General features: G+C 68.5%; 24 protein-coding genes and 1 riboswitch. Of the genes, 23 read left to right on the top strand and 1 reads right to left on the bottom strand.

Going from position 1 to position 19,224, the window contains the following annotated elements:
- Positions 1-13 precede the first annotated feature (13 nt).
- The 19 genes from C6I20_RS09020 to C6I20_RS08930 all read left to right on the top strand — a co-directional run bounded on the left by C6I20_RS09020 (position 14) and on the right by C6I20_RS08930 (position 15,745).
- On the top strand, positions 14-445 hold the full coding sequence (locus tag C6I20_RS09020) for a hypothetical protein (protein ID WP_118395654.1): 432 nt from the start codon (positions 14-16) through the stop codon (positions 443-445).
- Between the two features lie 31 nt (positions 446-476).
- The gene (gene mihF / locus C6I20_RS09015; protein ID WP_118395653.1) at positions 477-815 is read left to right on the top strand and encodes an integration host factor, actinobacterial type; all 339 of its coding nucleotides are present in this window, start codon (positions 477-479) and stop codon (positions 813-815) included.
- On the top strand, positions 808-1,413 hold the full coding sequence (gmk, locus tag C6I20_RS09010; RefSeq protein WP_216822842.1) for a guanylate kinase: 606 nt from the start codon (positions 808-810) through the stop codon (positions 1,411-1,413). The genes mihF and gmk overlap by 8 nt, the downstream gene beginning before the upstream one ends.
- Positions 1,414-1,422: 9 nt before the next feature.
- Complete coding sequence (gene rpoZ, locus C6I20_RS09005; protein WP_371682631.1) at positions 1,423-1,728, top strand: DNA-directed RNA polymerase subunit omega; 306 nt, start codon at positions 1,423-1,425, stop codon at positions 1,726-1,728.
- Between the two features lie 28 nt (positions 1,729-1,756).
- Complete coding sequence (coaBC, locus tag C6I20_RS09000) at positions 1,757-2,959, top strand: bifunctional phosphopantothenoylcysteine decarboxylase/phosphopantothenate--cysteine ligase CoaBC (RefSeq protein WP_118395651.1); 1,203 nt, start codon at positions 1,757-1,759, stop codon at positions 2,957-2,959.
- Positions 2,960-3,022: 63 nt separating this feature from the next.
- Positions 3,023-4,216 (top strand): methionine adenosyltransferase, encoded by a 1,194-nt coding sequence (metK, locus tag C6I20_RS08995; RefSeq protein ID WP_118395650.1) that lies wholly within the window; start codon positions 3,023-3,025, stop codon positions 4,214-4,216.
- A 29-nt stretch (positions 4,217-4,245) separates the two neighbouring features.
- Positions 4,246-6,240 carry a primosomal protein N' gene (locus tag C6I20_RS08990; protein ID WP_162891235.1) on the top strand — a complete coding sequence of 665 codons (1,995 nt, stop codon included), beginning with the start codon at positions 4,246-4,248 and terminating at the stop codon, positions 6,238-6,240.
- An 83-nt stretch (positions 6,241-6,323) separates the two neighbouring features.
- Positions 6,324-7,268, top strand: coding sequence for a methionyl-tRNA formyltransferase (gene fmt / locus C6I20_RS08985; RefSeq protein ID WP_118395649.1), 945 nt, complete (start codon positions 6,324-6,326; stop codon positions 7,266-7,268).
- Positions 7,269-7,299: 31 nt separating this feature from the next.
- Positions 7,300-8,586, top strand: a complete 1,287-nt coding sequence (locus C6I20_RS08980) for an RsmB/NOP family class I SAM-dependent RNA methyltransferase (protein WP_118395648.1) — start codon at positions 7,300-7,302, stop codon at positions 8,584-8,586.
- A gap of 112 nt (positions 8,587-8,698) precedes the next feature.
- A complete protein-coding gene (locus C6I20_RS08975) occupies positions 8,699-9,286 on the top strand; it encodes a TetR/AcrR family transcriptional regulator (RefSeq protein ID WP_254052090.1) in 588 nt (195 codons plus the stop codon).
- Positions 9,287-9,307: 21 nt separating this feature from the next.
- Positions 9,308-9,970, top strand: a complete 663-nt coding sequence (rpe, locus tag C6I20_RS08970; RefSeq protein ID WP_118395647.1) for a ribulose-phosphate 3-epimerase — start codon at positions 9,308-9,310, stop codon at positions 9,968-9,970.
- 45 nt (positions 9,971-10,015) lie between these two features.
- A riboswitch (FMN riboswitch) is annotated at positions 10,016-10,151 on the top strand.
- Positions 10,152-10,240: 89 nt separating this feature from the next.
- Positions 10,241-11,278 carry a bifunctional diaminohydroxyphosphoribosylaminopyrimidine deaminase/5-amino-6-(5-phosphoribosylamino)uracil reductase RibD gene (ribD, locus tag C6I20_RS08965; protein ID WP_118395646.1) on the top strand — a complete coding sequence of 346 codons (1,038 nt, stop codon included), beginning with the start codon at positions 10,241-10,243 and terminating at the stop codon, positions 11,276-11,278.
- A complete protein-coding gene (locus C6I20_RS08960) occupies positions 11,278-11,916 on the top strand; it encodes a riboflavin synthase (protein WP_118395645.1) in 639 nt (212 codons plus the stop codon). Before ribD ends, C6I20_RS08960 begins: the two co-directional genes overlap by 1 nt.
- Positions 11,909-13,141, top strand: a complete 1,233-nt coding sequence (locus C6I20_RS08955) for a bifunctional 3,4-dihydroxy-2-butanone-4-phosphate synthase/GTP cyclohydrolase II (protein ID WP_118395644.1) — start codon at positions 11,909-11,911, stop codon at positions 13,139-13,141. The genes C6I20_RS08960 and C6I20_RS08955 overlap by 8 nt, the downstream gene beginning before the upstream one ends.
- The gene (ribH, locus tag C6I20_RS08950; RefSeq protein ID WP_118395643.1) at positions 13,138-13,608 is read left to right on the top strand and encodes a 6,7-dimethyl-8-ribityllumazine synthase; all 471 of its coding nucleotides are present in this window, start codon (positions 13,138-13,140) and stop codon (positions 13,606-13,608) included. The genes C6I20_RS08955 and ribH overlap by 4 nt, the downstream gene beginning before the upstream one ends.
- 98 nt (positions 13,609-13,706) lie before the next feature.
- Positions 13,707-13,976, top strand: a complete 270-nt coding sequence (locus tag C6I20_RS08945) for a phosphoribosyl-ATP diphosphatase (protein ID WP_305764998.1) — start codon at positions 13,707-13,709, stop codon at positions 13,974-13,976.
- Between the two features lie 64 nt (positions 13,977-14,040).
- Positions 14,041-14,886 (top strand): ATP phosphoribosyltransferase, encoded by an 846-nt coding sequence (hisG, locus tag C6I20_RS08940; RefSeq protein ID WP_118395642.1) that lies wholly within the window; start codon positions 14,041-14,043, stop codon positions 14,884-14,886.
- Positions 14,874-15,290 (top strand): PH domain-containing protein, encoded by a 417-nt coding sequence (locus tag C6I20_RS08935; RefSeq protein ID WP_118395641.1) that lies wholly within the window; start codon positions 14,874-14,876, stop codon positions 15,288-15,290. The genes hisG and C6I20_RS08935 overlap by 13 nt, the downstream gene beginning before the upstream one ends.
- Positions 15,287-15,745: an SseB family protein gene (locus tag C6I20_RS08930; protein WP_162891234.1), complete on the top strand. Its 459-nt coding sequence runs from the start codon at positions 15,287-15,289 to the stop codon at positions 15,743-15,745. The genes C6I20_RS08935 and C6I20_RS08930 overlap by 4 nt, the downstream gene beginning before the upstream one ends.
- Before the next feature lie 12 nt (positions 15,746-15,757).
- Here the strand turns inward: C6I20_RS08930 and C6I20_RS08925 are convergent, their stop codons facing one another.
- On the bottom strand, positions 15,758-16,762 hold the full coding sequence (locus C6I20_RS08925; RefSeq protein ID WP_118395639.1) for a GNAT family N-acetyltransferase: 1,005 nt from the start codon (positions 16,760-16,762) through the stop codon (positions 15,758-15,760).
- A 269-nt stretch (positions 16,763-17,031) separates the two neighbouring features.
- Here C6I20_RS08925 and infC point away from each other — a divergent pair, with 269 nt between their 5' ends.
- From infC to C6I20_RS08905, 4 genes are read left to right on the top strand one after another with little or no spacing between them, the layout of a single operon-like run.
- On the top strand, positions 17,032-17,751 hold the full coding sequence (infC, locus tag C6I20_RS08920; protein ID WP_216822841.1) for a translation initiation factor IF-3: 720 nt from the start codon (positions 17,032-17,034) through the stop codon (positions 17,749-17,751).
- Positions 17,752-17,946, top strand: coding sequence for a 50S ribosomal protein L35 (rpmI, locus tag C6I20_RS08915; RefSeq protein WP_118395638.1), 195 nt, complete (start codon positions 17,752-17,754; stop codon positions 17,944-17,946). It begins immediately after the preceding gene.
- A gap of 44 nt (positions 17,947-17,990) precedes the next feature.
- A complete protein-coding gene (rplT, locus tag C6I20_RS08910) occupies positions 17,991-18,383 on the top strand; it encodes a 50S ribosomal protein L20 (RefSeq protein WP_118395637.1) in 393 nt (130 codons plus the stop codon).
- Between the two features lie 19 nt (positions 18,384-18,402).
- Positions 18,403-19,215, top strand: coding sequence for an RNA methyltransferase (locus tag C6I20_RS08905; RefSeq protein ID WP_118395636.1), 813 nt, complete (start codon positions 18,403-18,405; stop codon positions 19,213-19,215).
- Positions 19,216-19,224: the final 9 nt, after the last annotated feature.

Raw genomic sequence — 19,224 nt, 5'->3', positions numbered from 1 at the left:
GAGGAGCCACTGCATGAAGAAGACCGCCGTTGTGCTGATCTCGACGATCGTCGGGGCCACGACACTCGCCGGCTGCGGGGGCAGCAACCCCTACTGCGATGTGGTCAAGAAGGACCAGGACACCCTCAACACCTTCGGGCAGAAGCGCACCGACGCGGACTACGCGAAGTACGCCGCGACGTTCAAGGCTGTTGCCAAGGACGCCCCCTCCTCGATCAAGAAGGACTGGATGACGCTGTCGACGGTCACCCAGGGGATCATCACCGCGCAGAAGGACGCCGGCCTCAAGCTCGAGGACATGACCGACGCCGCGAAGGTCAAGAAGATCGACTCGGGTCAGCTCACCAAGCTCAACACCGCGTACAAGAAGTTCAACGCCACGACCGCCCAGCGCAACGCGGTGGTCAAGAACGTCCTGCAGGAATGCGACATCAAGCTCAAGTGAACCCGTTCGTCCGACAGATGAGGTGAGGCAAGTGGCACTCCCGATATTGACGCCTGAACAGCGCAAGGCGGCGCTGGAGAAGGCCGCCGCCGCGCGGCAGCTGCGTGCCGAGGTCAAGAACCGCCTCAAGAACTCTCGTGCCAGCCTCACCGAGGTCATTCAGGAAGCCAGGGCCAACGAGACCATCGCCAAGCTCAAGGTCATCGACCTGTTGCAGTCGATGCCCGGCGTCGGCAAGGTTCGTGCGCAGGAGATCATGCACCGGATCGGCATAGCCGACAGCCGTCGGCTGCGCGGGCTCGGAGCCAACCAGGTCAAGGCCTTGATTGCCGAGTTCGCTGACAGGACAGGCCGATCTGGCCGTGCCTGAGCAGTCGGCCAATGCCGTCGCTCCCGAGCGATCGCGGCTCGTCGTGCTGGCCGGCCCCACGGCCGTCGGCAAGGGAACCGTCGCCGCGTGCGTGCGTGACCAGCACCCGGACATCTGGATCTCGGTCTCGGTCACGACCCGGCCTGCGCGCCCCGGCGAGATCGACGGCCTGCACTACCACTTCATCTCCGACGAGGACTTCGACCGGCTGATCGCCGAGGACGGGCTGCTGGAGTGGGCCGTCGTTCACAGTGCGGCCCGCTACGGGACGCCTCGCGCGGCAGTCGAGCAGCAGCTGGCCGCGGGCAGACCGGCCCTGCTCGAGATCGATCTGCAGGGCGCGCGACAGGTGCGCGAGCGGATGCCTGAGGCGCTGATGTGCTTCCTCGCGCCTCCGACGTGGCAGGAGCTGGAGCGCCGACTCGTCGGCCGCGGCACGGAAGGCCCCGAGGAGCGTGAGCGGCGGCTTGTCACCGCCCGGACCGAGCTGGCAGCCGAGTCGGAGTTCGATGTGACGATCGTGAACACCGATGTCGAGACCGCTTGCCAAGAATTGGTAGACTTGTTCAGATCCGGCACGAGCCGGATACATTCCTAGACTTTTTCTGTGAGGCTTTCTGTGTCAACGACACGCTCGGTCGCCATCGGCATCACCAACCCGCCGCTCGACGACCTGCTCGAGAAGGCGGACAGCAAGTACAAGCTCGTCCTCTACAGCGCCAAGCGTGCGCGTCAGATCAACGCGTACTACTCGCAGCTCGGTGAGGGCCTGCTGGAGTACGTCGGACCGCTCCTCGAGACGGGCGTCCAGGAGAAGCCGCTCTCGATCGCGCTGCGAGAGATCAACGCGGACCTGTTGACTGCCGTTGACATCGACCCCGAGGCCGAAGCCGCAGCAGCCGAGAAGGCCTGACCCTCCCGGCGTGGGACGGGGTGTTGGCATGAGCGAGATCGTTCTCGGTGTGTCCGGTGGCATCGCTTCCTACAAGGCCGCCGAGCTGCTTCGCCTGTTCACCGAGGCGGGCCACAGCGTCCGGGTGATTCCCACGGCGTCGTCACTCAACTTCGTCGGTGCTGCCACGTGGGAGGCGCTGAGCCACAAGCCGGCGCAGACCGATGTGTTCGAGCACGTCGACGAGGTCGCGCACGTACGGATCGGACAGGGCGCCGACCTCGTGCTCGTCGCCCCGGCGACCGCCAACATCGTGGCCAAGGCCGCGCAGGGTCTGGCCGACGACCTGCTGACCAACACCTTGCTGACCGCGCGGTGCCCGGTCATCTTCGCGCCTGCCATGCACACCGAGATGTGGGAGAACGCGGCCACGCAGGCCAATGTGGCAACCCTGCGGTCCCGGGGCATCGTCGTCCTGGAGCCGGCGGTGGGTCGCCTGACCGGCAGCGACACCGGCAAGGGGCGTCTGCCAGATCCCACCCAGATCTACGCGGCCGCCCTGCAGGTCCTGGAAGGTCGCTCGCAGGACCTGGCCGGCAAACATGTCGTGATCTCGGCCGGCGGGACTCGCGAGTTCCTCGACCCGGTCCGCTACCTGGGCAACCGATCGTCGGGGCGTCAGGGCTACGCGCTCGCAGAGGCCGCGGTGTCTCGCGGTGCGCGGGTGACCGTGGTCGCGGCGAACGTTTCCCTGCCGGATCCGGCCGGAGCAGAGCTAGTCCGCGTCATCAGCACCGAGGACCTGCGCCGATCGATGCATCTGGCGGCAGCGGATGCGGACGCCATTGTGATGGCGGCAGCGCCCGCGGACTTCCGACCCGCCGAGTTCGTGGATGCCAAGATCAAGAAGACCGCAGACGGTGTCGCACCGGAGATCAGGCTGCTCGAGAACCCGGACATCCTCGCCGAGCTCGTCGCTGCGCGCACCAGCAAGCGGCCGGTCATCGTCGGATTCGCCGCCGAGACGGGTGACGCCCACTCGACCGTGATTGAGCACGCACGCGCCAAGCTGGCCCGCAAGGGGTGTGACCTGCTGGTGGTCAACGATGTCAGCGCCGGGAAGGTTTTCGGCAGCGACGAAAACGAGGCCGTGATCCTCGGTTCCGACGGCACGGTCGAGGAGATTTCGCACGGACCCAAGATCACCTTGGCCCACGTCATCTGGGATGCCGTGGTCCAGCGCGTGGACTGACCGGGACCACCGGCCATCTCGCTCGTTAAGATTCAGTACAGCCGACCTACCCAGGAGAAATTAGTGAGCCGCTTCTTCACGTCCGAGTCCGTGACCGAAGGTCACCCGGACAAGATCGCCGACCAGATCAGCGACAGCGTCCTCGACGCACTGCTCGAGCAGGACCCCAAGAGCCGCGTGGCCTGCGAGACCTTCATCACGACCGGCCTGATCATCGTCGGTGGCGAGGTCACCACCGAGGCGTACGCCGACATCGCGAAGATCGCGCGTGACCGCGTGCTGGAGATCGGCTACGACTCCTCCGTCAAGGGTTTCGACGGCGCGTCATGCGGCGTCCAGATCACCCTCGACGCGCAGTCCCCGGACATCGCTCAGGGCGTCAACACCGCGTTTGAGGGACGTTCGGAGGGGTCGGCCGATCCGCTCGACCTGCAGGGTGCCGGCGACCAGGGCCTGATGTTCGGCTTCGCGTGTGACGAGACGCCCGAGTTCATGCCCCTGCCGATCACGATCGCGCACCGGCTCGCCGAGCAGCTCACGCTGGTCCGCAAGGACGGCACGCTTCCCTACCTGCGTCCGGACGGCAAGACCCAGGTCACGGTCGAGTACGACGACAACGACAAGCCCGTGCGGGTCGACACCGTCGTGCTGTCGACGCAGCACGAGGACGGTATCGACCTCGACACGCAGCTGACCGCCGACATCAAGAAGCATGTCGTCGACGTCATCCTGGCCAACTTCGACGTCGACATCTCCGACTACCGCCTGCTGGTCAACCCGACCGGCAAGTTCGTCATCGGTGGCCCGATGGGTGATGTCGGCCTGACCGGTCGCAAGATCATCGTCGACACCTACGGCGGATACGCCCGTCACGGCGGTGGAGCCTTCTCGGGCAAGGATCCCAGCAAGGTCGACCGCTCTGCCGCCTACGCGATGCGCTGGGTCGCCAAGAACATCGTCGCTGCGGGCCTGGCCAGCAAGGTCGAGGTCCAGGTCGCCTACGCGATCGGCAAGGCGCACCCCGTGGGCTTCTATGTCGAGACCTTCGGCACCGAGACGGTCCCGGTCGACAAGATCCGCGAGGCCGTCCTGGAGGTCTTCGACCTGCGTCCGGCCGCGATCATCCGCGACCTCGACCTGCTGCGCCCGATCTACGCGCAGACCGCCGCGTACGGCCACTTCGGCCGCGAGCTCCCGGGCCTCATCTGGGAGACCACGGACCGTGCCGAGGCGCTCAAGGCCGCCGCATCGAAGTAGCTGTCCGCGGCTGCTGGTAGAACAGCACCGTGACTGACGACGAGGGACCCGAGCAGCTTGCTCTGGTCCCTTCGTCGTCTCCGGCGGGCGCTCGAAAGCCCCGGGCGAAGCCCGCTCGCGAGGCCGCTGCACACCTGCCGGTCGCGCGGGTCGTGGCCGACACCGGACTGGCCCACCTCGATCGTCCGTTCGACTACCTCGTCCCGGTGGCGCTCGATGAGCAGGCCGTCGTGGGATGCCGGGTCAAGGTGCGGTTCGCCGGGCGTCCGGTCGACGGGTTCGTGGTGGAGCGGGTCGCGGGCAGCGAGCACGCTGGGCGTCTGGCCTTCCTCGACAAGGTCGTGTCCGCCGAGCCGGTGCTGTGCCCCGAGGTGCTGGCCCTCGCCCGGGCGGTCGCAGATCGCTATGCCGGCACACTCGGTGACGTCCTGCGGCTCGCGATCCCACCACGGCACGCCCGAGCCGAATCAGCGCGGGGGGCAGCGGCAGTCGGAGAGGCTCCGGTCGGCACGGCGGCCGGTTGGCAGCGCTATGTGCACGGGCTGAGCTTTGTCGCCGCCCTCCGGGCTGGGGAGAGCCCACGGGCTATCTGGACGGCGGTGCCGGGTGATGATCCGGCGCAGGTCGTGGCCGAGGCGGTACTGGCCACGATCGGATCGGGTCGCGGTGCCGTCGTGTGCGTGCCTGACGTGCGGGACGTGGAGCGGTGGGATGCGGTCTTCACCGAGGTCCTCGGCCCGGGCCGGCATGTTGCCCTGACGGCCGGCCAGCCTGCGGAACGGCGCTACCGTTCGTTCCTGGCCTTGTCCCGGGGCGAGGTCCGGGTCGTGCTCGGCACGCGGGCGGCGGCATTCGCGCCGGTCGGCGACCTGGGCCTCGTCGCGCTCTGGGACGACGGCGACGATCTCTACGCCGAGCCACGATCGCCCTACCCGCACGCCCGGGAGGTGCTGCTGCTGCGGGCCTCGGCGCAGGGCACGGCCCTGCTGCTCGGTGGATACGCCCGCACGGCCGAGGGACAGTCGCTGATCGACAGCAGGTGGTGCGTCGAGCTGGCGGCCGAGCAGAGCGAACGCCGCCGAGCGTGGCCCCGCCTGACGGTCACGGATGGGTCGACCGCAGGCGCCGCCCCGGTCCGGCTCCCGCAGGAGGCGTTCAGGGCCATCCGCGCGGCCGATGGTGCGGTGCTCGTGCAGGTGCCCCGGCGCGGCTACCGCGACTCCTTGTCCTGCCAGACCTGTCGGCAGCCGGCCCGTTGCACGACCTGCCAAGGTCCGCTGGGGCAACCATCGGCATCGGCACCGATCGCGTGTCGCTGGTGCGGTCGCGGCGCGTCCCCGTGGGCCTGCCCGCACTGTCACGGGACCGATCTGCGCTCGCCGGTCGTCGGCGCGTTGCGCACGGCCGAGGAGTTCGCTCGGACCTTCCCCGACCGTGAGGTCGTGACATCAGGCGGCCAGACGATCCTCGACCGGATCGAGCCGGGGCGCCGGCTGGTCCTGGCGACGCCGGGCGCCGAGCCGCACGTCGAGGGTGGCTACGACGTCGTGATCCTGCTCGACACCTGGCTCATGCTCGGCAGGGAGGACGTGCGCGTCGAGGAGGAGTCGCATCGGCGATGGTTCAACGCCCTGGCGCTCGCGCGTCCGGGTGGCAAGGCGATCGCGGTGGGCGATGCGCAGACCCTGCAGGCACTGGTGCGGGCCGATCCGGCCGGATTCGCCGTCCGCGAGCTGGCCGGTCGGGTCGAGACCCATCTGCCACCCGCGGCTCGTCTCGCCACGGTTGCCGGTCCCGACGACGCGCTCCTGGGCATGGTCGACCGGCTGTGGACACCCAGCACAGAGATCCTCGGGCCGGTCCCGGTCGATCAACGGTCGCCCGAGGCGGGTGAACGGATGATCCTGCGGGCCCCGCGCCGCGAGGGGGCCGCGCTCGCCCGGGCCTTGTCCGAGCTTGCTGCCGAGCGCAGCGCTGCCAAGCTGCCCGGTCTACGCATCCAGGTCGATCCGCCGACACTCTGATCCGGCTCGTTTCACCGGGGTCCGGCCGGTTGCCGGGTCACCGCCGACCGGGAGGCAACCGGACGCCACCTAGACTCGCTGCCGTGAGACTCGTGTTCGCTGGTACGCCCGAAACGGCTTTGCCGACCCTCGACGCACTGATCGCGAGCCGGCATGACGTGGTCGCCGTGATCACCCGACCTGATGCGCCGTCAGGCCGGGGCCGGACCCTGACCCCGTCGCCCGTGGCGCTTGCTGCGGCCGCGCACGGCATCGAGGTGCTCAAGCCGGTCAAGCCCTCGGATCCGGAGTTCGTCGCCCGGCTCCGCGAGATCGCGCCGGACTGCATCCCGATCGTCGCCTACGGCGCACTGATCCGTCGCGAAGCCCTCGACATCCCTGCGTACGGCTGGATCAACCTGCACTTCTCGGTGCTGCCGGCCTGGCGCGGTGCTGCCCCGGTGCAGCGCGCGATCATGGCCGGTGACGAGGTCACCGGTGCAACGGTGTTCAGCCTGGTCGAGGCGCTGGACGCCGGCCCCGTGCTCGGCTCGATCACCGAGCGCATCCGCGAGGAGGACACCTCGGCGGATCTCCTGGCACGGCTGGCCGACTGGGGCAGCAAGCTCCTGGTCGACGTCGTGGACCACATCGAGGACGGCGATATCGCCGCGGTCCCGCAGCCCGAGGACAACATCTCCTACGCCCCGAAGCTGACGACCGAGGAGGGACGGATCGACTGGCGTCGGCCCGCCTTCGCGATCGATCGGCACATTCGCGGCTGCACCCCCGCTCCGGGAGCCTGGACCGTGCTCCCGTCCGCCCTGTCGGACGGCGGGTCAGACCGGGTCAAGATCGGACCCGCGACGGTTGCCGACGAGCGCACTCTCGTCCCGGGCCAGCTTCACATCGGCAAGCGGGAGATCCGCGTGGGGACGACCACGACCGACCTGGTGCTGGGCGAGGTGCAGGCCATCGGCAAGAAGCGGATGCCGGCTCCGGACTGGGCTCGTGGCACGACGTTCGCCGACGACGCGATTTTCGAATGACCCACCCACGAGCACGTCAGGAGGTCGGGACATGACTGACCCGTCCCGCGCGATCGCCTTCCACGTGCTGCGAGCCGTCGCCGAACGCGACGCCTACGTCAACCTGGTGCTGCCCGACATGCTCGCCGAGCACCACATCGAGGGGCGTGACGCGGCCTTCGCGACCGAGCTCGTCCACGGCACGATCCGCCGTCAGGGCACCTACGACGCGATCATCGGGCACGTCGCGAGCAAGGGTCTCGCGTCGATCGACCCACCGGTCCTCGACGCCTTGCGGCTCGGCGCCCACCAACTGCTGAACATGCGGGTCCCGGCGCACGCCGCAGTCTCGACCACGGTCGACGTGGTGCGCCGCGAGATCGGTCACAAGCCGGTCCACTTCACCAACGCACTGCTGCGCAAGATCGGCCAGAAGGACCTCGACGGTTGGCTCGAGATCATCTCGGCCGGACTTGAGGGCGATGAGGCCCGGGCGGTACGTACGTCGCACCCGCTGTGGATCGTGGCGGCGATGCGCAAGGCGCTGGGCGGACACGCCGCTCAGATCGACAAGCTGCTCGCTGCCGACAACGCACCTCCTCGGGTCACCCTGGTGGCCCGGCCGGGGCTTTGCGCGCCGGAGGACCTGCCCGGCGTGAGCGGCAAGCTCTCCCCGTACGCCCGAGTCCTCGAGGACGGCGGCGACCCCGGAGCGATACCCGAGGTGCGCGACGGTCGGGCCGGTGTGCAGGACGAGGGCTCGCAGCTCGTGGCCATCGCGCTCGCCGACGCCCACGTCGAGGGGCAGGACGACCGGTGGTTGGACCTGTGCGCCGGCCCGGGTGGCAAAGCCGCCCTGCTGGGCGCCCTGGCCGCTCAGCGTGGGGCCCACCTGGTCGCCAACGAGGTGCTGGAGCATCGGGCGACGCTCGTGCGCAAGGGTGTACGCCAGCTCGACAACGTCGAGGTGACCACGGCCGACGGCCGGTCGGGCCCGTGGAAGCTCGGTTCCTTCGACCGCGTGCTGGTCGATGCCCCCTGCACCGGCCTCGGCGCCCTGCGCCGACGCCCCGAGTCCCGCTGGCGTCGCACGGAGGCCGACCTCGATGATCTGGTGCCGCTGCAGCGGGCGCTGCTGGGTCGCGCTCTGGAGCTGGTCCGGCCCGGCGGAGTCGTGGTCTACGCGACGTGCTCGCCGCACGTCCGCGAGACCACGGAGGTGGTGGACGCCGTCGTGGGCGACGGCCACGATGTCAAGGTCGAGTCCAGCCACCAGTGGTGGCCGCACATCGACGGGACCGACGCGATGTTCTGCGCCGTCCTGCGTCGTGCCGGCTGACCAGCCCAGGAAGTCCCGCCGGCTGAGCTCCCGCTGAACGTACTAGACGGAGAACCACTCCGGTTACCATGGAGGGGTGTGTGTCGAGTCCACCCTGCCGGTCGAGGGCGATATGAGTGAAGCAGTGGTCAAGCCGCTGCGGGCCGATGCGCAGCGCAACTACGACAAGTTGGTCGATGCGGCGCGGGATGCCTTCCGTGAGCACGGGGTCCAGGCATCGCTCGACGACATCGCCAAGTGTGCAGGTGTTGGATCCGGCACGCTGTACCGACACTTCCCGACCCGGGAGGACCTGATCGACGCGGTCATGCGGGAGTGGGCCGCGCGGGTCGACGCCGACAGCGAGGAGATCGTGCACTCGGGCCTGCCGGCCGACGCGGCGCTGGCGGCATGGTTTGGGCGGTTCGTCGAGAGCGTCGGCATCTACAACGGCGCGGCGGCCAAGCTCACGGCGGCGATGGATGATCCGGCCTCGCCGATCTTCCACAAATGTCAGGTGCTGATCGGCGCCAACAGCAAAGTCATCGACCACGTGGCCTCGCTCGGTGCGCTGCGCGAAGGCGTCGACCCACGAGAGGTCATGCGCCTGGTCAGCGGCGTGGCCAGCGTGGCGGACCAGAGCGGGATGGACCCCGGGCAGGTCGGGCCAATGCTGCGCATCATCGTCGACGGCATCCTGAGCGGTTCCGCACGTTCCTGACCGCACCACTACGCTGGCCGAATGAGTCTGCAGATCACCCCGAGCATGCTGGCGTCGGACTTCGCGAACCTTGCGGGCGAGGCCGCTCGCATCCCGAGCGCGGACTGGCTCCACATGGACGTCATGGACAACCACTTCGTGCCCAACCTGACGTTGGGTCTGCCCGTCATCGAGGCACTGGCCAAGGTTGCCAAGCAGCCCATCGACGCGCACCTGATGATCGAGGACCCCGACCGCTGGGCTCCTGCCTATGTCGAGGCCGGCGCAGGCAGCGTCACGTTCCACGTCGAGGCGGCGGCAGCCCCGATCCGTCTGGCCCGCGAGATCCGGGCCAAGGGTGCACGCGCCTCGATGGCGCTCAAGCCGGCCACGCCGATCGAGCCATACGAAGACATGCTCTCCGAGCTTGACATGGTGCTGATCATGACGGTGGAGCCTGGCTTCGGTGGCCAGAAGTTCCTCGACGTGTGCCTCCCGAAGATCGCTCGCGCCCGCACCCTGATCGACAAGCACGGCGGGGACATCTGGTTGCAGGTTGACGGGGGAGTCTCGGTCGAGACGATCGAGCGGTGCGCCGAAGCCGGAGCCGACGTCTTCGTGGCCGGCTCCGCGGTGTTCAACGCCGACGATCCCGATGCCATGATCGCCGAGCTGCGCGAGCATGCCGGACGTCACATCCACTGACGGGACGCAGGGGCTAGACTTGGCGCAACGAGCAGCAACATCGCTCGCGTGCTCCGGGGTCGGTGTAATTCCGAGCCGGCGGTGATAGTCCGCGACCCGCGGTCTTTTGTGTGTTGAGACCACGGTTGAGCCGGTGAAATTCCGGCGCCGACGGTGAAAGTCCGGATGGGAGGGGCACGCGCGTCCTGGTGCGTTGCGCCAGGACCGCATGGGTGACACCTGCCCACCCCAAGACCCCGGACGCGTGAGGACCCACGACCCGGAGGATCCATGGCCAGCGAGATCGAGATCAGCGCGATGCGTCGCGCGCTCGATGCGGCCGACGGCGTCGCTCGCACGCTGCCCAATCCGCGCGTCGGCTGTGTGCTGCTGTCTGCGGACGGCACCCAGCTCGCCGTCGGGGCTCACCACGGCGCCGGCACACCCCATGCAGAAGTCGATGCGCTGAGCCGGGCCGGCGCCGCGGCTCGCGGTGCCACCGCGGTCGTGACCCTGGAGCCGTGCAACCACACCGGCCGCACTGGTCCGTGCTCACAAGCGCTGATCGATGCGGGCGTGGTTCGGGTGGTGTTCGCCCAGATCGACCCGAATCGCTCCGCAGCAGGAGGCGCGGCGACCCTGCGAGCGGCCGGCATCGAGGTCGAGGCCGGCGTCATGGCCGAGGAGGCGACCGATCTCAACGTCGAGTGGACCTTCGCGCTGACGGCAGGCCGTCCATTCGTGACTTGGAAGTACGCCGCGACCCTCGACGGGCTCAGCGCGGCGCCTGACGGCAGCAGCAAATGGATCACCGGCGAAGAGGCCCGCCGGGACGTCCAGACGTTCCGTGCGGAGGCCGATGCCATCGTGGCCGGCACCGGGACGGTCCTGGCCGACGACCCTCGGCTGACGGTTCGAGATGCTGCTGACGTTCCCCTCCCGCACGAGCAGCAGGCGCTGCGTGTGGTTGTCGGCGAGACCACGATCCCCAGCCACTACCGCGTGTTCGATCGGGTCGCACCGACGCTGGTGGTCCCGTCCCGCGATCCGGCCATGGTCCTGAAGCATCTCGCCGATCGGGAGATCCGCCACGTGTGGCTCGAAGGTGGCCCGCGGCTCGCAGGCGCGTTCTGGACCGCCGGCCTGATCGACCGCGTCATCGGCTACATCGCGCCGGCGATGCTCGGCTCCGGCCGCGCGGCCCTCGAGGGCGAAGCCACGACGCTGGCCGATCTGCGTCCGATCAACCTGCAGGACCTGACCATGATCGGCCCCGACATCCGCATCATCGGGACCCCCGGACGCATGCAACGAGAGGACATCGACTGATGTTCACCGGACTCATCGAGGAAAAGGGCGCGATCGCCGCGCTCGAGGACCTGGGCGACTCGGTTCGCCTGACGATCCGTGGACCGCTGGTCACGTCGGACGCGCGGCACGGCGATTCGATCGCTGTCAGCGGAGTGTGTCTGACCGTCATGGCTCAGGGGGCGGACACCTTCGCTGCCGACGTCATGCGGGAGTCGCTCGAGCGGACGTCGCTGGGCGACCTGCAGGTCGGCGACGAGGTCAATCTCGAGCGTGCCACCAAGGCCGGCGCGCGTTTGGGCGGGCACATCGTGCAGGGCCACGTCGACGGCACCGGACGGATCATCGATCGCACGCCCAGCGAGCACTGGGAGGTCGTCCGGGTCGGGCTGCCTGCCGATCTCGCGAAGTACCTCGTCGCCAAGGGATCGGTCACGGTCGACGGCACCTCGCTGACGGTCGTCGACGTCGTCGACGGGCCGGAGCCGTGGTTCTCGATCTCGTTGATCCCGACGACGCTCGTCGAGACGACGTTGGGCGGCAAGGCTCCCGGTGACCGGGTCAATCTTGAGGTCGACATCCTCGCCAAGTACGTCGAGCGCCTGCTGGGCGCCGCCCCCCACCGTGATCAGCACCCCCAAGGAGAAGCGCATGAGTGAGCACGAGAACGTCAGGCTCGACAGCATCGAGCGGGCCGTCGCGGACTTCCGCGACGGCAAGGCCATCGTCGTGGTCGACGACGAGGGCCGCGAGAACGAGGGCGACATCATCTTCGCCGCCAGCAAGGCGACGCCCGAGCTCATGGCGTTCTTGGTCCGCTATTCGAGCGGGCTGGTCTGCGCCCCCATCACCGGCGACATCCTCGATCGACTCGCGATCCCGCTCATGACCCCGCACAACCGCGAAATGATGCGCACGGCCTACACCGTGTCGATCGATGCTCGCGACGGGATCACGACCGGGATCTCGGCGGCCGACCGGGCCCGCACCTGCCGCGTGCTCGCGGACTCCGCGACCGAGCCGTTCGAGCTCAACCAGCCGGGACACATCCTTCCGCTGCGTGCCAAGCCCGGCGGCGTGCTCGCCCGCGCCGGCCACACCGAGGCGGCCGTCGACTTCGCCCGTCTCGCAGGGCTCACCCCAGCCGGCGTGATCGGCGAGGTGCTCCATGACGACGGCACCCTCATGCGGGCCCCGGAGCTGCGGGTGTTCGCCGACGAGCACGACATCGCGCTGGTGTCGATCGAGGACCTGCAGATATATCGCCGGCTCCACGAATCGCAGGTGCAGCGGCTCGCCACGACCCGCCTGCCGACCGAGTTCGGCGAGTTCCAGGCGCACGGCTACCGCGACATGATCGAGGGCTCGGAACACATCGCCCTGGTCTACGGCGACCCCGGTACCGAGGACGTCCTGACCCGCATCCACTCCGAGTGCCTCACGGGTGACGTGTTCGGATCCCGGCGCTGCGACTGCGGCCCGCAGCTCGAGCTGTCGCTGACCGAGATCACGAAGGCGGGCGCGGGCATCGTGGTCTACCTGCGCGGCCACGAGGGCCGCGGTATCGGCCTGCTGCACAAGCTGCAGGCGTACTCGCTCCAGGACACCGGCAGCGACACCGTCGATGCCAACCTCGAGCTCGGCTTCGGCGAGGACGAGCGCGACTACGCGGCGGGGGCGCAGATCCTGCGCGACCTCGGCGTGACCTCGGCCCGGCTGCTGACCAACAATCCGGACAAAACCATTGCGCTGGAGGCGTACGGCGTCAAGATCAGCGAGCGCGTTCCGCTGCGGATCGAGCCCAATGCGGACAGCCTGCGCTACCTGCAGACCAAGGCCCAGCGGATGGGTCACGACCTGCCCGGGCTGGGAGATCCGTCGTGAGCGGCGGGGGGGCCCCGGACCTCTCGGTCGCGGCAGCGGGGGCCCGGGTCGCGATCGTGGCATCGAGCTGGCACACCGAGGTCATGGACGGCCTGATCGGTGGCGCGCAGCGCGCACTCGCCGATGCCGGCGTCACCGATGTCACGCTGGTTCGTGCGCCGGGCTCGTTCGAGCTGCCGATCATCTGCCAGGCGTACGCCCGCCAGGGCTTCGACGCGGTCATCGCGCTCGGCGTCATCATCCGTGGCGGCACACCGCACTTCGAGTACGTCTCGGCGGCCGCGACAGACGGCCTCAACAGGGTCGCGCTCGACACCGGCGTACCGATCGGCTTCGGGCTCCTGACGTGTGACGACGACGCCCAGGCGCTCGACCGGGCCGGCCTGCCGGACAGCCACGAGAACAAGGGCCGCGAGGCCGTCGAAGCCGCCCTGACGACCCGGAACCTCCTGCGAGCCCTCGCCTGACCCCTCGCTGAGCCTGACGTTTCTGCAGCGACACGCCGGTGCCGGACGACAGAAACGTCAGGCTCAGCGGGGAGGCGAAGAGAGCACCGATAGACTCCATGCCGATGAAGACCTTCGATGCACTGTTCGCCGAGCTGTCCGACAAGGCAGCCAACCGCCCCGAGGGCTCGCGCACCGTCGCTGAGCTCGATGCCGGCGTGCACGCGATCGGCAAGAAGCTCGTCGAGGAGGCCGCCGAATCGTGGATGGCCGCCGAGCACGAGGGCGCCGAGCGTGCCGCCGAGGAGCTCAGCCAGCTCCTCTACCACGCCCAAGTCATGATGATCGCGAGCGGAATCACCCTCGACGACGTCTACGCGCATCTGTGACGGACGGCCCCTCGGCGCCTGTCCGTGCCCCATTCCCGTCACAGAACTCCTGAGAAGAGACCCCATGCTCAAGATCGCCGTACCCAACAAGGGCGCGCTGGCCGAGTCGGCCGCACAGATGCTCGCCGAGGCCGGCTACCGCCAGCGTCGCAACCCCAAGGACCTGGTCACCCTCGATCCCGACAACGACGTCGAGTTCTTCTACCTCCGCCCCCGGGACATCGCGATCTACGTGGGGGAGGGCACGCTCGACGTCGGTGTGACGGGCCGCGATCTGCTCCTGGACTCCAGGGCGCACGCCACCGAGAACATCGCCCTGGGCTTCGGTGCCTCGACCTTCCGGTTCGCCGCTCCGATCGGCACGATGTCCACCATCAGCGATCTGGAGGGAGCCCGGATCGCGACGTCGTACGAGGGGATCGTCGAGACCTACCTCGCGGAGCGCGGCATCTCCGCCGACGTCGTACGCCTGGACGGCGCCGTCGAGTCGTCCGTTCGGCTGGGTGTCGCGGACGCCATCGCGGATGTCGTCGAGACCGGCAGCACGTTGCGTCAGGCGGACCTCGAGGTCTTCGGTGACCCGATTCTGTCCTCCGAGGCGGTGCTTATCACCCGTCAGGACGCACCCGAGCCCGATGGTTTCGCGGTGTTCAAGCGCCGGCTCGACAGCGTCATCGTCGCGCGGACCTACGTCATGATGGACTACGACATCCGGGTCGACCAGGTCGAGAAGGCCGTCGAGCTGACACCGGGAATCGAGTCACCGACGGTCTCTCCCCTGCATCGCGAAGGGTGGGTCGCGGTCCGCTCGATGGTGCCGCGCGAGTCGGCCCAGAAGGTCATGGACCTGTTGTTCGGGCTCGGTGCCCGAGGGATCCTCGTGACGGACATTCTCGCGTGTCGGATCTGAAGACCTTTCGGCCCGGCGCCACCCGGGTCGTGGCGTACGGCGTGTCGGTGCTGATGCTCGTGCTCACGGCCGTCGTCGGGCTGTCGCTCCCGGAGGACATCTCGTTCACCCCCGCGGAGACCGGCACGCTGTGGCTCATCATCGGATTCGTGCTGGCGCTGCTGCACGGGGTCGGTCGCAGCTACGTCCGTGCGGACGACGACGGCGTCGAGGTGCTCAATGGCTACCGTCGGCACCAGATCGCGTGGGCCGACATCCAAGGGTTCGCGTTGAACTCGGGTGCGCCATGGCCGACGCTCGTGACGAACGACGACGAGCGGGTCATGATGTTCGGGATCCAGGGATCCGACGGGTCGTACGCCAAGGAGGCCGTCGACTACCTGCGCGGCCGGCTGGCCGCATGACGCACGACCGCACACTGGCAAGTCCGCAGTTCCCCGGCGACGACGGCGCCGTCGATCCTGCGCTGGCCGCTGCCTTCGGCGATGGCCTCGAGGTTGTGGCCGCGCTCGCCGAGGCCCGGGTGTTCGTCCCGATCATTGCGCTGCTGGGGGACACCCCGGCGACCGGTGACAAGAATGCCGACATGGCCGCGGTGCTGATGACGGGTTCGGACGGCCGCCGCGCGCTGCTGGCCTTCAGCAGCATCGACACCATGGCGGTATGGGACCCTGCGGCGCGACCCGTGCCGATCCTGGGGCGGGACGCAGCGCGAGCGACGCTCGACGAGGACGCCGCAGCGATCCTTCTGGATCTGGCCAGTGACTCGTTCACGGTCGTAGAGGCCGACGACGTGCAGCATCTTGCGGCCGGCCACCGCCTCGTACGCAGCGAGGCCGGGCCAGCCTGGCTCACCTGAGCGCCCGGGCGCTCAACCGGCAGCGTACGACCGCACGGCCGTCAGCAGCACGGTGATGTGCACGTTGCCTTCGTGCCGCTCGACCCGCGCGACGAAGCCGGCGTTGCCGACCGTCCGCAGCAGTGTGTCGTTCGATCCGGCAGTCACGAAGGTCAGTCGGACGGCTCCGCCGGCCTTCGCGCGCGCGGCGGCCTGCTTGACCAGGAGGGTGCCGAGTCCCTGCCCCTGCCAGGCGTCCTCGACGAGCAGCTGGAAGGTCCACGCCGAGTCCACCTGCTCCAGCGCTCCGTGACCGACCAGATCGAGCCCGACCTGCACGACCAGGGACTGGCCCGAGTCCGGAGCAACCAGCCGACGTGCCATCCGCGTCGTCATCGGCATCCGCAGCGGCACCTGGTAACGGTGGTAGAGCGTCTGGACGCTGCACCGCTCGTGCAGGGCCGCCACACCTTCGAGATCGGACAAAGTTGCCTCCCGCACGATCGGCACCGGGTGACGGGGGGACGGCGAGATCAGCGGGGTGTCACTGCCGGCATCACTGACGAGTGAGAGCAACGCCTGTGCCCGGCTCCGCTCGACCGCGGTGAATGGCACGGCCCGGCTGATCCGCAGCACCGAGCCGTCCCTGCGGGTCAGGTCGAGCACGTCGTGGCCGGCGTAGTCGGCGACATCGGGAGGCTCGGTCTCCAACAGCTCACGCAGGACCGACTCGACGTCGCGCCCGCCCTCGATCACGGCGCGGACGCCCTGCAGGTAGCGCGTCGGGGGGTCGATGACGGTGTCGTCGGCGACCCGGGTCACTGCGACCTCGGCGCCCCCGGCCCGCTCGAACAACTCCGCGAGCGCCACGTCGGCCCAACCGGGGGGACCGGAGACGAGGAACTCGTCGGTCACCCGCTCCGGTGTGGAGAAGATCTGCAGCCCCACGATGTTGACGCCCGCATCACCGCAGGCGGACGTGATCTCGGCCAGGTTTCCCGGCCGGTCGACGAGGGTCGTGCGTACGCGCCACAGCATGCTGCCAGCCTGGTGTCTGCAGTTTTCGGTGTGGCGTCGTGGGTGTTTCGGGCGTGCAACATTCGCTCGATTTCACAAGGGAACGTCACCGCTGATAGCCTTGTCTGCGAAGTGGAGGTCCACCTCCCACCTGCTTGGTCCTTGACCTCGGGGTTACGCCGGTCAGCAGCGTCCTGGAAGCATCTCGGGACGGTCATGATCGGCCGACGGCGTAGTCCTGCGGGAATACGCCACTGGTGGCTTCCGTTTCGAACGGGGGCCATTTTTTCTTGGCCTCCCACACGATCTCAGGAGGATCCATCACCACAGAGCTGCGCGTCAACGATCGAATCCGCGTCCCCGAAGTACGCCTCGTCGGTCCTGGCGGTGAACAGGTAGGCATCGTCCGCATTGAGGATGCCCTGCGACTGGCTGCGGAAGCCGATCTCGATCTTGTCGAGGTGGCTCCGACAGCTCGTCCGCCCGTCTGCCGACTCATGGACTATGGCAAGTTCAAGTACGAGACGGCTCAGAAGGCACGCGAGTCCCGTCGCAACCAGACCAACACCGTCATCAAAGAGATGAAGTTGCGTCCCAAGATCGACCAGCACGACTACGACACCAAAAAGGGTCACGTCGTCCGATTCTTGAAGGCCGGCGACAAGGTCAAGATCACGATCATGTTCCGCGGTCGTGAGCAGCACCGTCCCGAGCTGGGCTACCGCCTGCTGCAGCGCCTTGCCGCTGACGTCGAGGACCTCGGTTTCATCGAGTCCAACGCCCGCCAGGACGGCCGCAACATGACCATGGTGCTCGGCCCGCTCAAGAAGAAGTCCGAGGCACAGGCTGAGGTCAAGGCCGAGAAGGTCAAGACCACCGCCGCCAAGGCAGCCGAGAAGGACGCCGAGGCCGCCGAGGTCAAGGCGCATCGCGAAGCCGTCCAGAAGACCGCAACACCCAAGAAACCACGTCGGCGTTCCGAGAACCTCGACCCAGACATGGAGGCATAAATGCCGAAGTTCAAGCCCCACTCGGGGATGAAGAAGCGTGTGAAGGTCACCGGCAGCGGCAAGCTGCGTCGTGAGCAGACCAACCGTCGCCACCTGCTCGAGGTCAAGTCCTCGTCGCGGAAGCGTCGCCTGGAAGGTTCGACCGACGTCTCCAAGGCTGACGTCCCGCGCGTGAAGAAGATGCTCGGTCTCTGACCGCGGCGCCCCCCGACTTACCGAAAACTTGAAGGAGAACTGAGATGGCACGCGTCAAGCGCTCTGTCAATGCACAGAAGAAGCGCCGCCAGACACTGGAGCGCGCCGCGGGTTACCGCGGTCAGCGTTCGCGGCTCTACCGCAAGGCCAAAGAGCAGGTCACGCACTCGCTGGTCTACTCGTACCGTGACCGCAAGGCACGGAAGGGCGACTTCCGTCGGCTCTGGATCCAGCGCATCAACGCTGCTGTCCGCGCCGAGGGCATGACCTACAACCGCTTCATCCAGGGCCTCAAGGCCGCGGGTGTCGAGGTCGATCGCAAGATCCTTGCCGAGCTTGCAGTCAACGAGCCGGCAGCGTTCTCGGCGCTCGTGAAGACCGCGAAGGACAACCTTCCGGCCGACGTCAACGCACCGAAGGACGGCGCCGCGGCCTGACCGCGGCAACCGTTACGCAGTGGCGAGCACGCCTGGTGAGCTCACCGTCCGTTCAGGACGTGTGAAGCACGCCAAGCGGCTCGCCACTCGTGCGTTCCGGGTCGACGAGCGAGAGTTCCTCGCCGAGGGCCCGCAGGCAGTCCGCGAGGCACTCACGACGGCCGGCGCGACGCTCGAGGTGTTCGCGAGTGTTGCGGCGACCGACCAGCACACCGACCTCGTGTCTGCCGCCGCATCTGCCGGCGTCACGTGGCATGTCGTGACCGACGATGTCGTCGAGGCGATTGCCGACACCGTCCAGCCGCAGGGCGTCGTGGCCCGCTGCTCGATGCTCGACCGACCCCTGGGCGTCCTGCTCGACCGCAGCCCGACCTTCGTGGTGGTGTGCGCCGACATCCGCGATCCCGGCAATGCCGGGGCGGTTATCCGCTGTGCGGACGGGGCAGGCGCCGATGGCGTGGTGTTCGTGGGCGACAGCGTCGACCCCTACAACCCCAAGTCCGTGCGGGCGACGGTCGGCAGCATCTTCCACGTGCCGCTCGCGATCGAGCGCGACACGGCGCACGCGCTGGCGGCGCTGCAGGAAGCCGGGCTCCAGGTGCTCGCTGCGGATGGTGGGGGAGACCTCGGCCTGTTCGACGAGGCCCTCGACCTGTCCACTCCGACGGCCTGGCTCATGGGCAACGAGGCCTGGGGCCTTCCGGCTGAGACCCGTGAGCTGGCCGACGAGGTTGTTGCCGTCCCGATCTACGGACGGGCTGAGAGCCTCAACCTGGCGACTGCGGCTGCGGTGTGCCTCTACGCCACGGCTCGCGCCCGCCTGACTTCGTGAGACTCGGCC

This window comes from Aeromicrobium sp. A1-2 (genome assembly GCF_003443875.1).
GTDB lineage: Bacteria > Actinomycetota > Actinomycetes > Propionibacteriales > Nocardioidaceae > Aeromicrobium.
The sequence above is the reverse complement of the archived record's forward strand: the minus strand, read 5'-3'. Positions and strand labels throughout refer to the sequence as shown.